Genomic DNA, 14,478 nt, shown 5'->3' on the forward strand with positions numbered 1-14,478 from the left:
ATATTTTATTTAAGATTAGGATAGTTATTCATTAAATTAATAACTATATTAATATTTATATTTTATAAACATATCTATTAGATAAATTAATAAGCTAAATAAATAACAATTATATTATGACGTCTAATGAATTATTTAAAGTTACGTAACTTTATTTGAGATTATATAATATTATTTAAAAATAGATATTTTGTGATTAAATTTTTATATAATGTATTTATATGAATGAATAAAGCATATTTTTACTTTAAAAATAAAATAAAACATAAAATATATTTTATATAAAAAATAATGGAATTGAAACTTATGAAACTTGCATCTCTTTATTCCGGTGGAAAGGACTCAACCTATGCGTTATATTGGGCACTACAAAATGGTCATGACGTTAAATATTTAGTAAATGTAAAATCAAAAAATAAGGAAAGTTATATGTTTCACATTCCAAATGTGGAATTAACTAGCCTAGTTTCTGAAACTACAGGTATTCCGCTTGTAGAAGTATTTACAGAAGGCGAAAAAGAAAAAGAAGTTGAAGATTTAAAAGAAGCCTTATCTAACTTAGATATCGATGGAGTAGTTTGCGGTGCACTTGCCAGTGAATACCAAAAAGAACGTGTTGACAGAATTTGTAAGGAACTTGGTATTGAATCAATAGCACCACTTTGGCATATTGAACAAGAAACTATATTACGAGATACTGCCAAATTGTTTGACGTTAGAATAGTTGGCGTTTATGCCTATGGACTTGGTAAAGAATGGCTCGGTAAAAAGATAGATGCTAGCAATATCGAACAATTACTTAAAATTATGAGCAAATATCAAATAAATAAAGCCTTCGAAGGTGGAGAAGCTGAAACTTTCGTTTTTGATGCACCCTTCTTTAAAGAAAAAATCGAAGTAATTGAATCTGAAATTGAATGGGACGGTATTAGTGGCACATATTATGTTAAAAAAGCTAAATTAACACCTAAAGATTAAAAATAGAAAAATATTAGTTTATTTGTAAATTTTATAATTTTTATTTTAATTTATTATTATTTTATTACTATTTTATTGTTATTTTAGTGTTATTTTATTATTTTTAAGTAATTATTCAAATACTTCTTTAATTGGCTCTTCAATAAGCTCCTTTTCGTCATCTTCTGGAACTGTAACATATTCTTCAGCTATTATTGCTGGTTCAGCGTCTATGTCAGCATTTTTTGAAAGTGACTTAAAGCTAATTCCTAACTCACCATTTATATCCATAGAGCCTATTTTAAATTTAATTAATCTAATATCTTGTTTTAAATCTATTCTAATTACAAGCTCTTTGTCAGCTAGTGCATTTATAAGGTTTTCAGCGTCTGCCATATTAAACCCCTCTCAAATTTTTATTTTTTATCAAATGACATATTAAAACTAATTAATAATATAAATATCACTTTTATAGTATATTAATATTTATAAAAAAATATATATTTAAAGAAAACTAATAAAAATATAATGGCAAATATTATTGTTAGAAATTACGCAACTTTATATAACTATTTAATTACTTGTTTACTTACCAAATATTTACCAATCGTATAGTTACTTATTTAATTAATACACTTTTATATCAGTATAATTCAAATTTAAAAGGTATATTTATGTTAAAATTAAAAAATAGAAAAAAAGGACAAGTTTCACTAGAATTGGGTATATTTATAGCATTAGTACTTGCAGTATCTGCGATAGTGGGGATTGGATATATAAATGGAATTAAAAATGTAGGGGACGCTTATGCTAAACCTCTAGATGAGCTAGATTTTGACCCTAAATCATATATTCCAAAACCCAATATTACATTAGAGGATGCCTTGAATAATACAAACCTTACAGAAATACAGAAAACACTGGAATCAAATAAAGATGCTTTAATTGATGAAATAAACAAAAGCGGTATTTTAAGTGGTTCTGAACTTATTTATTCAAAGAATAATGCAGGCTCAAACAACTCTTGGAGTAGGATATTGGAAAATCATCTTGAAAACTTATCTAAACCACCTTATGACAATATGCTAGGTATTTCAAATCCCTCATATCCTAACAATAAAGGTATTTTAAATTGGAATGCTGTTGGGAATTTACCTGCCATCTTCCAAAATCCCGCGGTATTTATCACCAATAATGCAAAATATAGTTATGATAATGTAGATACTGCCGACGATTTGGAAAAATTAAAAGGAACAGTGATTATATATAAACCTGACGTCTCAAAAATTATGGAATATTACTATATAGATGAAAATCTAAAAAAATCAAAAAAAGAAACTTACAGGATTAAATAATATTTAAAAAATGATATTATGTCCTTAAATACCTTTTAAAAACTTATTTTATTTATTTTTTGAGCCATAATCTATTTTAATAAATTTATTGCAGTTTAACTTAGTTTAACTTAGTTTAAAAAGATATTTTTAACACATGCTATATTAGAATAATTAATATACGTAATAAGGTTTTAAAATAGGAATTCATATATATAAAATACCATTAAAGATAATACGGTAGTATATAATAAATTGGTAATATATTAAATAACATAATAACAAACTGGTGATATTATGGTAGTAAAAGTAGGTATCATAAAATGTGGTAACATAGGAATGTCCCCTTTAATCGACCTTAGCCTCGATGAAAGAGCTGACAGAAACGACATAGACGTGAGAGTTATAGGTAGTGGGGCTAAAATGGGCCCTGAACAAGTTGAAGAAGTTACTAAAAAAATGATTGAAGATATAAAACCAGACTTTGTTTTATACATCGGACCAAACCCAGCTGCTCCTGGGCCAAAAGTTGCAAGAGAATTATTAAGCGCTGCTGACATCCCTGCTGTAATCATTGGTGATGCACCAGGTATTAAAGACAAAGACGCTATGGCAGAACAAGGATTAGGATACATTTTAATTAAATGTGACCCAATGATTGGTGCAAGAAGACAGTTTTTAGACCCTGTTGAAATGTCAATGTTTAACGCTGATGTTGTTAGAGTATTAGCTGGAACTGGTGCTGCTAGAGTAGTTCAGAACGCTGTTGATGCTATGATTTACGCAGTTGAAGAAGGAAAAGAAATCGAACTTCCAAAAATCATTGTTACAGATGCAAAAGCTGTTGCTGCTGCTGAATTCTCAAACCCATACGCAAAAGCAAAAGCTATGGCTGCTTTCGTAATGGCTGAAAAAGTAGCTGACATTGACGTAAAAGGATGCTTTATGACCAAAGAAATGGACAAATACATCCCTATCGTTGCTTCAGCACACGAAACCATCAGATGCGCTGCTAAATTAGTAGACGAAGCTAGAGAATTAGAAAAAGCAACAGATGCAGTAAGCAGAAAACCACACGCAGGTGCTGGTGCTATCTTAAACAAATCAAAATTAATGGAAAAACCAGAATAAGATAGTTGATAATTTATAAATTATTGCTTACTAAATAAGTTAAATAACTTCATACTAATAATATAATAGGATATATTTACTATTAATTTAATTAAGCTAATACCAATTATCCCTTTTTTTATTTTTTTAAAAACAATTTAAGATGCATATAGATTTTAAAGATTTTTTAAGTTTTTAACATATTTTCGTAATTGTGCATATATCATATTTTTCAAAATTACATCGATGTTATTTTATAGTATAATTATTGTATATTATAAAATAGATATTATAATATCTAATAAGGATAATAAATACACTAGTATGATGTTTTAGTATGTATTTATAAAACTAGGTGCGATTATGATTTTAGGAATTGATATTGGTTCTACAACCACTAAAACTGTTTTAATGGATGAAAATAACAATAAAATTATTGATTATAGTATCGATAACATTGGTGTAATAATTGAAGAAGAAATGATTATGGACTATGTTAAAAAATATGAGAAAAATTATTCAGTTGATAATATAGTTGCTACAGGTTATGGGCGCCATAAATTATCCTGCGTAGATAAAGTAGTACCCGAAGTAATTGCACTTGGAAAAGGGGCTAATTATTTTTTCCCAAACGTAGATGGGCTTATTGATATAGGTGGGCAGGATAGTAAAGTTATTAAATTAGGAAAAGATGGAAAAGTAGTTGATTTCATATTATCGGATAAATGTGCTGCAGGAACAGGAAAATTCCTAGAAAAATCACTTGACATACTAAAAATTGATAAAAGCGAAGACTTATACAAATACAAATCAGAGCATGTGGCTAAAATATCTTCTATGTGTGCAGTTTTTGCAGAAACAGAGATAATATCGTTATTATCTAAAAAAACACCTAAAGAAGACATATTAATGGGAGTTTACGAAAGTATTGCAAATAGAACTATCCCCATGGTTCATAGATTAAAAATAAATGAAATTGCATTTAGTGGGGGGGTTGCTAAAAATCCCGTCCTTAGAGAAGTATTTGAAACTAAAATAGGCAAAAAATTGCATGTATCAGAGGAACCACAAATTACCTGCTGTGTAGGTGCTTGTTTGTTGATTTAATTAAATATTACTTTTTTAGTATTATAATTATAATTATAATTATTATTATTTTTAATATATTTTAGATTCAAATCAATTCATTACTTTTTTATAAGTCCTAGATAATATTAAAAATAATTGAAAAGATAAAAATAATAAAAAATAATAAAAATTATAATTATTTGGTGTACGTATGAAATATGACTTTAGGGCTGAAAAAAGTCTCGGATATACTACTGGTTCTTGTGCTTGTGCCGGCGCCTATTCTGGACTTTACTATCTAAAAAATGGGGAAATTTTAGATTTTGTTGAAATTGAAAATCCCAATGGGGAAATTTTAATAATCCCAATTGAAAAAATTATAATTGACTCAAAAAATGCTAATTCTGTTAAGGTCGTTGTAAAAAAATTTTCCGGTGAAGATATCGATGTTACAAATGGAGAATTTATAGAAATAGATGTAAAACTTTTAAAAAATGATGATTCAGATAAGTTTGATAAGTTTGATAATTTAAAAAAGGACGATGTTTCCACTATTAAAGAATATGAAAACGAATTTATAATTATAACTGGCGGTAAGGGCGTAGGGTTTGTAACAAAAGAAGGATTACAAATTCAGGTTGGAGATTATGCAATAAACCCAAAACCTAGGGAAATGATAATAGAAAATTGCCTAAAATTATTAAACAAAGATGAAAAAAGCCAAAAACCCGTTGAAAAAGTTAAAGTAACTGTTTCTGTACCTAATGGACTAGAATTAGCTAAAAAAACATTAAATCCAAAATTAGGTATTATAGATGGCATATCAATTCTTGGAACTACCGGGATAGTAAGACCGATGTCAAACGATGCGTACAAAAATTCACTTGTTCCTCAAATCGATGTTGCATTGTCTAAAAATTACAAGCGCGTAATATTTGTTGCAGGTAATATCGGAACCAAATACGCGAAAAAGGATACAGACGTTAACATTTACGATAAATACTTCAAAAATGGCTTTGATGAAGATAAAGTGATAGAAGTGTCTAATTTTTGGGATTTTATGTTAGATAAGGCACTTGAAAAAGGTATTGAAGAAATAACCATATATGGTCACTCGGGTAAAATCGTTAAATTAGCCGGTGGTATCTACAATACACATTCTAAGGTTTCTGATGCTAGAAACGAAATTTTAACGGCCTATTCTGCTCAATATATAGAAGATAAATCCCTTATTCGTAAAATCTTATATGCAAATACTACTGAAGAAATAAATGGATATTTAAAAGAAATAGGAATTCTCGAAACAGTGTATACTGAAATTTGCAAAAGAGTAGTTGAAAGATTAGAATATAGATGGGATAAAATAAAATTTAATTGCCATATTATTGGAATGAAAGGCGAAAAACTTGGTAAATTCGATAAAAATTAAAAATAAAGAAAAATGTAAAATAAAATAATAATTAATGTAATTAGGAATATTATTCATCTACGTAATAATATTCTCCAATTTCTTTTTGATATATGTCTCTTTGGCTTCCTTCTTTGTTAACTCTTGGTCTGCCTGTTTCAGGGTCTCTTCTAAATGTAATACCCATTTGTTTTAAAAACTTGTTTGCGCCGTCTCTCTTTTTCAATGGCGCACTACCCTGACCATTCATTCCAGCTTCACCGTCGAATACGATAAATCTATCGGATATGTAATCCTGGAATAATATATCGTGGTCAACAACAAACATTGCCGCGTCTTTTTCATCAGCCATACGTCTTATAACTCTTGAAGCGTTTAATCTTTGCTCTACATCCAAGAAAGCTGAAGGTTCGTCAATAAGATATAAATCTGCGTCGTGACTTAAACAAGCTGCAATTGAAACTCTTTGAAGCTCCCCACCGGAAAGGTCTTTTACATTTGATTCCATTAAATTTTCAAGAGCTAAAGGTTTTATAATCTCTGATTTATAGAATGAAGTGTGTATCGCAGTTATTCCCATTAATAAATCTTCTACGGTTCCTTCAAAGTCTGTTAATATATACTGTGGTTTGTAAGCTACTTTAATATCGCCATTTATTTCACCACTGTTTGGTTTCATAACTCCCGCTAATGCCTTTACAAAAGTTGTTTTACCAATACCATTAGGTCCTAAGATACCTACAACTTCCCCTTGGTATATTTCGCCACCTTCAACATTTAATTTGAAATCACCTAAGTTTACACCAATATCTGTGTAATCTAAGAGCATAGGTCTGTTTGAGTTATCTGCAGGTGGTCTTTTTTCGAAGATAATGGAATTTTTCCTAAATCGTATGTTTTCTTCTTTTAAGAATCCATCTAGGTAAGCGTTAATACCTACTCTTGTACCTCTTGGGTGTGTAACAACCCCGTAAGCTGACGGTACACCATACATAATGTGTATGTTATCTGATAAGTAATCCAAAACGATTAAATCGTGCTCAACAGCTACTACTTTCTTGTCTTCGCTAACTTTCCTTATAACTTTTGCAGCGCTAAAACGTTGCTTAACATCTAACCAAGATGTAGGTTCATCGAAATAGTATATACTACCATCTCTTAAGCAAGCTGCAGCAATAGCCACTCTTTGAAGCTCCCCACCACTTAATTGAGTAAATTCTCTGTTTAACAAATTGGTAAGTTCTAATTCTTTGGTTAATTCATCAAATTTACCTTTTTCGTCAACTTTTCTTAACATATCGCCTACTTTACCTTTAACTACTTTAGGCAATATATCGACGTATTGTGGCTTGTGAATTGGTTTTATATTTTTTTCCTTGAGTTTTTCGAAGTAATTTTGCAATTCGGTGCCCGAAAAATGTTTAACTACATCTTCGAGGCTTGCAGGATTCTCCAAATCATTTAAATTAGGTACAATCTCGCCGTTTAATATTTTTATGATGGTAGATTTACCTACCCCGTTAGGTCCTAAAATACCTGTTACACCATTTCTTGGAGAGATTAAACCGTATAATCTAAATCTATTTTGACCGTACGAGTGTATAATCTTATCGTCTGAGAGTTCTTCAGGTAAACCAATTATTTTAATCGAACCAAATGGGCATCTCTTTGTACATATACCACAACCGCTACACAATTGTTCAGAAATTACCGGTTTTCCCGTATCGTCATCTATAACGATAGTTTCTTCTTCCATTCTAACGCCTGGACAGTATTTCATACATTCCATAGAACAACGTCTTGGTTGACATCTATCATAATCTAATATCGCTAGTCTTGACATATAATCACCATAATAATGATAATAATGATAATAATGATAATAATGAAATAATAGTTCATTTTAAGTTACATTGTAATTATGATTATGTTTATAATTATAATCATAAAATCTTTGATAAGTATTAAAATCAAATTATATTCAATTATATTAAACTAATAAAAGAATAATACTTAATTTGATATTTATTTTAATTTATTGAGATTTAGCGTAACCTACAAGTCCACCTTTGCTCAATATATCCATTGTTTTACCTTTTGGAAAGATACAAGTTACTTTCGTAAAGTCTTCGTTTTTTATAGGATATTCTTCAATATCTTTATTATTTATATATATTTTTTTATTCTCAAAATCTACTTCCACTGATATATCCATTTTTGAATTTTCTTTTTGGCTTTCGTTTTCGTTTTTAGATTTTTTTAAATTAGTTATAGTGTCCATGATTTTTTTAATTCCTTTGCATTCTATTGGAATTATTCCCAAATTTATACAATTTCTATAGAAAATTCTTGCAAAACTCTCTGCGATTATTGCTTGGATACCACAGTACTTTATTGCAACAGGGGCTTGCTCTCTTGAACTTCCGCAACCAAAATTGTCGCCTGCGATAATTACATCACCGTTAGCGGTTTTATTTGGAAAATCCTCATCAATACCTGCCATGCAATGCAATGCCAACTCGTAGAGGTCTGTTGTTCTTAAATAAGCGCCTGGTATAATTGCGTCGGTATCGACATCGTCTCCAAAAATGTGTGCTTTCCCACTTATCTTTGAAGGTAAACCATTAGCGTATAATTCTTCTATTTTTTGGCTTTTAAGTTTGTTATACGTGCTATTTTTTTCCATAGAATCACCAAAATAAACATTTAGAAATTAATGATTTAGTTATTTAGTTTATTGACAATATATGTGCTAAATATGTGCTAAACTAGAGCGTAATAATATATACAAATACTAATTGTTATCTTGTTCAAAATTGAACATAAGCAATTAATAAAGAAGTAAGAATAATATAATTTATCATGATATTATAAATTAGTATATTTGTATTAGGATTGTAAGCATAATTATAATATGATTTTATTATGTTAATTATGATTTTAATTTTAATTTTAATTTTTGATACTAAAATATGAATTCCTACTATTAATAATTAATATTGTTAAAAGTAGCAAATTTATTGTAATTGTGACTTGTCAAATTAACATACGTGCTGTGTTTATCACATTATTACAGCGTATATTGTTTATTATTGTTTATTATCTTATTTATTGGTGAATTTATGGAAAAAGAAATAGAAACATTATCTAAAAAAATACTTATGGATTTAGATTATAATTCCAAAGACCTTTGTATTGATATGTATTACAAAAATTGTGGACTAAAAAAACCCGAAATAAATTTACAAAAAGAATGTGAGTTTAAACCTTATTTCTATGTAGATACATCAGAACCAAAAGAAATTTACGATTATTTAGATGGCCTAAATCAAGAAATTGATTTAAAAAAATTAGAACCTGAATTTGAAAATAATACATCCTTAAAAGTTCAGGATTTAATAACAAACATAGAAATTATTGAAAAAATTGTTTATTCTGATTATATTTTGAATGGAAAGGATATTTCAGAAGTAAGTGATTTTAAAAATAAAAAAGAACGAAAAATATGTAAAGTCTATGTAAAATATCCTAATCACGTGAAAATAATAAGAGAATACTTTAAAGAATTTGGAAAGTCCTATGAATTTGACATTCCTTTTTTAAGGAGATATATGATTGACCAAGATATTGTACCATCGGCAAAATATTCCGAAGATAATAAGATAGACAACAGTATTCCAGAATTAAATTGTATCGCCTTTGATATGGAACTATATTGTAAAAAAGAACCAAATGCAAAGAAAGACCCTATTATAATGGTTAATTTATTCTCTAAAGACTACCAAAAAGTAATTACCTATAAAAAATTTGAAAATTCGGAATATAATGGATGTGTGGATTACGTAAAAGATGAAAAAGAATTGATTCAAAAAACAATTGAAATTTTGAAACAATATGACGTAATATATACGTATAATGGAGATAATTTTGATTTCCCATATTTAAAGAAAAGAGCAAACATTTATGAAATTGAATTAGATTTTGACAATGCTTCGAATTCTCAACAACCTCAAATCATAAAAATTTCAAAAGGGGGAATCAATAGAAAGAGTAAAATTCCAGGAATTATCCACATTGACCTCTACCCAATAGCTAGAAAATTATTAAATCTTACCAAATATAAATTAGAGAATGTAGTACAGGAATTATTTAAAATAAACAAAGAAGCTGTCGATTATGGCGATATTCCAAAAATGTGGGAAACCGAAGATACTACATTGCTGAGATATGCCTATGAAGATGCACTATATACCTATAAAATGGGGAATTACTTCTTACCACTTGAAATAATGTTCTCTAGAATAGTTAATCAGCCCTTGTATGATACTAGTAGAATGAATAGTAGCCAAATGGTGGAATTTTTATTACTTAAACGGTCTTTTGAACAAAATATGATTTCTCCAAACCGTCCTTCAAGTTCAAGTTACAGAGAACGTGCCAAATTCTCTTACGAAGGTGGTTATGTTAGAGAACCACTAAAAGGTATTCAAGAAGATATCGTTTCACTTGACTTTATGAGTCTATATCCTTCAATATTGATAAGCCATAATATAAGCCCTGAAACGGTCATTTACGAGGAAAAAGAACGAGAAAATATGGAGCTTGGGATAATTCCTAAAACCCTTAATGAATTATTAAGTCGAAGAAAACATATTAAAATGCTATTAAAAGATAAAATTCAAAAAAATGAGTTTGATGAAGAATATAGTAGATTAGAACATGAGCAAAAATCCATTAAAGTGCTTGCAAATAGCCATTATGGTTATTTAGCATTCCCGATGGCTCGCTGGTACTCGGATAAATGTGCGGAAATGGTTACAGGACTTGGTAGAAAATATATTCAAGAAACCATTGAAAAAGCAGAAGAATTTGGATTTAAGGTAATTTATGCAGATACCGATGGTTTTTATGCAAAATGGGATTATGATAAACTTCAAAAAGGTAAAAAAGAAGAAAATGATAAATCTGATAAATTATCTAATTTACCTAAATTATCAAAAGAAGAATTGATAATATTAACTAAAAAGTTCTTAAAAGGAATTAATGAAGAATTACCAGAAGGTATGGAATTAGAATTTGAAGGACATTTTAAAAGAGGGTTATTCGTTACAAAAAAGAAATATGCGTTAATCGAAGATGACGGGCATATTGTAGTAAAAGGTTTGGAAGTTGTAAGACGAGATTGGTCAAACATTGCTAAAGATACTCAACAAGCCGTTATTAGAGCACTATTGGAAGATGGTGACGTTAATTTAGCTAAAAAAATTATTAAAAATACGATTGATAATTTGAAAAAAGGAAATATTGATAAAAATGATTTGCTTATACATACTCAATTAACTAAAAATATTGAGGAATATAAGTCAACTGCACCACATATTGAAGTAGCTAAAAAAATAAAGCAGCGTGGTGATTCAGTCCGAGTAGGGGATGTTATAAGTTATATAATTGTCAAAGGTAGCCGTTCAATTAGTGAAAGAGCTGAACTATTAGAGTATGCTGGCGATTATGATATTAATTACTACATTGACAATCAGGTTTTACCACCCGTTATTAGGATTATGGAGTCTTTGGGAATTTCGGAAGATGAATTGAAAAATTCAGGTAAGCAGTTTAAACTCGACCAATTTATGTAAAAAATTTATGAAAATGTTAAAAAGTTATTAAACTAATTATTAAAATTATTAAAAATAACTTTAATTAATTATTGAATATTATAAATTTTTATAAAATTTTATAAATATTTGGATAAATCAATGTATCTTTAAAATCGTTTAAAAAAGTTGCAAAAATTTGCAACCTTTTTTTAATAGTTCTAATCTTTTTTTTATCGCTCTTTTTTAAAAATTAGTTTTTTTTGGGTTTTATACGTCGTGAAACGGTTTCAGAGACCGTATTAAATGGTAAGGTATATATATCAAGATAGGCATAGTACTATTTGTCAGAAGACGTGGTGACTTGTGAACTTGTAACTTATAAAATTGTAAGTAAGTTATTAAATTACTTTCAAAAAGTATAAAGTTTCAAAAATAGTCATTATCGATGACATAGATTATATTTATAATTATTAATAAATTTATCAAATTAATTATCAATTTGTGACTATATTTATACCATATGTTTGTAAAGTGGTAGAACAATTTCGAAAGTAATAAAAATAATATCATATATTATTTATACGAGTATTGACTACTCGTTTAAGAAGATATACTTTCGAGTATGTTACCAACAAATAACTATAAATATAGAAAAATACTAAAAATTTAGTATTATGGTAGTAATTTTAAATTAAATACTAATTACAATTTAAAAGTTTAACAACTTATTGATTACTACCGGAAATACAAAACCTAAAAAATAATACAAAAATAAAAACAAAAGGTGCATTACAATGGCAATGAGCTTAAAAAAAATCGGTGCAATTGCTGCAGGTAGCGCTATGGTAGCTTCAGCATTAGCTACAGGCGTTTTCGCTGTAGAAAAAATCGGTGACGTAGAAGGATTTAAAGTAATAGACAACGGTGAACCAACCGCAGATATCGTAGTAGGTTCAACAGCTGCTGCTGCTGACGTTGTTTCAGCTGCAAACGTAGCTGCAAAAGTTGGCTCAATGATGTTCAAAGAAGGAGAAGCTGCTTCAGGTTCAGCAAAATTAACAGTTAAAGCATCAGCAGAATCAGACGATGCTAACTTAAAAAGCTTATTGACAAACGGTACAAACGACTTTACGGAATTAGATGCAGGTAAAGAAGCATTTGTAGTTGCTGCTGCTGATAGTGATTATTCAGATGCTTTAATAAACGCAACAACAGGATTTGCAAACATTGCTGATAACGTATTATACGACCAGGCAAAATTAGCTGCTGCTGTTTCATTAGGAGACTTAAGCACATTATCAGTTGTTAAAGACATTGACCCATCAGACTGGTACGCTGATAAAAATAAAGCTGCAGACGTAGCAACCAAAGACTACTACGACCAAGATGGTGACGCAGTAGAGATGTTAATGGCTACAGTTGCTTCAAACGATGACGGTAAATCATTAACCGTTGATGAAGATGGTGTATTATATGCTTCAATTGCATACGATGACGATAACGAAGACTTCCAAAGAGCTACACAAGTTTTAAAAGAAGGTAACAGATTACCATTCTTAGGTGAAGAATACGCTTTAGTTAAATTAGATACAGATGACGACATTGTATACTTAGGTAAAGAAGTATTCGATGGAGTTTTAAAAGAAGGCGACACCTACAACATCGGTGACGGTTACGAATTAAAAGTTGTAGCTATCTTAAAATCTGGTGACGAATACAAAATCAGCTTACAATTAATGAAAGATGGAAAAGTAGTTGCTGAAAAATTCGATAAAGTTAGTGCAACAAGCGCATTGAAAATGATATACACACCAGGAAACATTGGTATTGTAGTTAACGAAGCATGGGAAAACGTTGGTCAAGACTATGGTTACGGAAGCACCTTAATCACAAAAGATGTTATTGCTTTAGAACTTGGTGAAGAATACATACCAGACTGGGAAGTTGTTACAATTGAAAAAGACACAACTACAGATAACACCAAAGATTCAAAAATGACACTCTCTGACGATAAAATCACAAAAGATAATACATACGGTATTGGTTTACAATATGTTGGTGACGAAGAAGATAACTTCAAATCAGGAAAAGCAATCAAAATTGCAAAATACGCTGAACTTGAATTAGATGATGAAGACAAAGAAGATACAAAATTAAACTTGTTCTTCTCAATGGATGAAACCAAAGAAGCAACATTAGCTGCTGGTCAAAAAGTTACAGTATTAAACTCAGACATTACCTTATCAGAAGTAATGGCTGACGCTAAAGCTCCTGTAGCATTCAAAGCACCATTAGCTGTATTAGATACAGAAGTATCATTAGATGCTGCTAACAAAAAATTAATCTTAGTTGGTGGTCCTGTAGCTAACGCTTTAACAAAAGAATTAGCTGACGCTGGAAAAATAGAAATGACAGTTGAATCACCTGCAACATTAGCTGTAGTAGCTGGTGCTGCAAACGGTAACGATGTATTAGTAGTAGCTGGTGGCGACAGAGCTGCAACAGCAGAAGCTGCTAACGCATTAATCGAAATGTTATAATTTGAATTATTCAAACTATAATTTTTCAACCAATATTAAAAGTGGGATTTTTCCCACTTTTTTTATTTTACTTTTTTATATTGTTTTATTTAAATATATAGATATTAAGAGTTTAAAAATAATATTTTGATATAATCATATTTTTGGTGTTAAAATAATATAATAATATATTAATATATTGAAATGTACAAATTAAGTTGCCTAAAATAAAAATGGTAGCGAGGGGACGATTTGAACGTCCGATCTTCGGGTTATGAGCCCGACGGGATAGGCCTGGCTACCCTACCTCGCTAATGTTCTTTTGTATTATATTTCGTATTATTTTATTTTATTGTTTATTTCTATGTTATTCTTTGTATTTCTATTTAGTAAAAATGGTAGCGAGGGGACGATTTGAACGTCCGATCTTCGGGTTATGAGCCCGACGGGATAGGCCTGGCTACCCTACCTCGCTAATGTTCTTT

At 29.5% G+C, this 14,478-nt stretch carries 10 protein-coding genes and 2 tRNA genes; 7 read left to right on the top strand and 5 right to left on the bottom strand.

The window, feature by feature from the left end:
• Nucleotides 1-306: 306 nt before the first annotated feature.
• Nucleotides 307-978 (top strand): diphthine--ammonia ligase, encoded by a 672-nt coding sequence (locus M2325_RS05560; RefSeq protein WP_259051851.1) that lies wholly within the window; start codon nt 307-309, stop codon nt 976-978.
• A 111-nt stretch (nt 979-1,089) separates the two neighbouring features.
• Here the strand turns inward: M2325_RS05560 and M2325_RS05565 are convergent, their stop codons facing one another.
• Complete coding sequence (locus tag M2325_RS05565) at nt 1,090-1,353, bottom strand: hypothetical protein (RefSeq protein ID WP_209591101.1); 264 nt, start codon at nt 1,351-1,353, stop codon at nt 1,090-1,092.
• 278 nt (nt 1,354-1,631) lie between these two features.
• Between M2325_RS05565 and M2325_RS05570 the strand changes: the two genes are divergently transcribed.
• The 4 genes from M2325_RS05570 to cbiD all read left to right on the top strand — a co-directional run bounded on the left by M2325_RS05570 (nt 1,632) and on the right by cbiD (nt 5,898).
• Entirely contained in the window at nt 1,632-2,312 is a 681-nt protein-coding gene (locus M2325_RS05570; RefSeq protein ID WP_209591102.1) for a class III signal peptide-containing protein, read from the top strand.
• Between the two features lie 276 nt (nt 2,313-2,588).
• Nucleotides 2,589-3,422: a F420-dependent methylenetetrahydromethanopterin dehydrogenase gene (locus tag M2325_RS05575; RefSeq protein ID WP_209591103.1), complete on the top strand. Its 834-nt coding sequence runs from the start codon at nt 2,589-2,591 to the stop codon at nt 3,420-3,422.
• Between the two features lie 342 nt (nt 3,423-3,764).
• Entirely contained in the window at nt 3,765-4,508 is a 744-nt protein-coding gene (locus tag M2325_RS05580) for an acyl-CoA dehydratase activase (RefSeq protein WP_209591104.1), read from the top strand.
• Nucleotides 4,509-4,680: 172 nt separating this feature from the next.
• Nucleotides 4,681-5,898 carry a cobalt-precorrin-5B (C(1))-methyltransferase CbiD gene (gene cbiD / locus M2325_RS05585; RefSeq protein ID WP_259051853.1) on the top strand — a complete coding sequence of 406 codons (1,218 nt, stop codon included), beginning with the start codon at nt 4,681-4,683 and terminating at the stop codon, nt 5,896-5,898.
• 49 nt (nt 5,899-5,947) lie between these two features.
• On the opposite strand, the gene M2325_RS05590 is transcribed toward cbiD, so the two are convergent.
• Nucleotides 5,948-7,720, bottom strand: a complete 1,773-nt coding sequence (locus M2325_RS05590; protein ID WP_259051856.1) for a ribosome biogenesis/translation initiation ATPase RLI — start codon at nt 7,718-7,720, stop codon at nt 5,948-5,950.
• Between the two features lie 192 nt (nt 7,721-7,912).
• Nucleotides 7,913-8,563, bottom strand: coding sequence for a LeuD/DmdB family oxidoreductase small subunit (locus M2325_RS05595; RefSeq protein ID WP_259051858.1), 651 nt, complete (start codon nt 8,561-8,563; stop codon nt 7,913-7,915).
• Between the two features lie 436 nt (nt 8,564-8,999).
• On the opposite strand from M2325_RS05595, the gene M2325_RS05600 reads away from it, so the two are divergent.
• Both M2325_RS05600 and M2325_RS05605 read left to right on the top strand, forming a co-directional pair.
• Complete coding sequence (locus M2325_RS05600) at nt 9,000-11,513, top strand: DNA polymerase I (RefSeq protein ID WP_259051868.1); 2,514 nt, start codon at nt 9,000-9,002, stop codon at nt 11,511-11,513.
• 755 nt (nt 11,514-12,268) lie between these two features.
• The gene (locus M2325_RS05605) at nt 12,269-14,014 is read left to right on the top strand and encodes an S-layer protein (protein ID WP_259051870.1); all 1,746 of its coding nucleotides are present in this window, start codon (nt 12,269-12,271) and stop codon (nt 14,012-14,014) included.
• A gap of 213 nt (nt 14,015-14,227) precedes the next feature.
• Here M2325_RS05605 and M2325_RS05610 read toward each other — a convergent pair.
• A tRNA-Met gene (locus tag M2325_RS05610) sits at nt 14,228-14,306 on the bottom strand.
• Between the two features lie 83 nt (nt 14,307-14,389).
• Nucleotides 14,390-14,468 (bottom strand) — tRNA-Met (locus M2325_RS05615).
• Nucleotides 14,469-14,478: the final 10 nt, after the last annotated feature.

The organism is Methanococcus voltae PS (assembly GCF_024807035.1).
GTDB lineage: Archaea > AGJL01 > Methanococci > Methanococcales > Methanococcaceae > Methanococcus > Methanococcus voltae.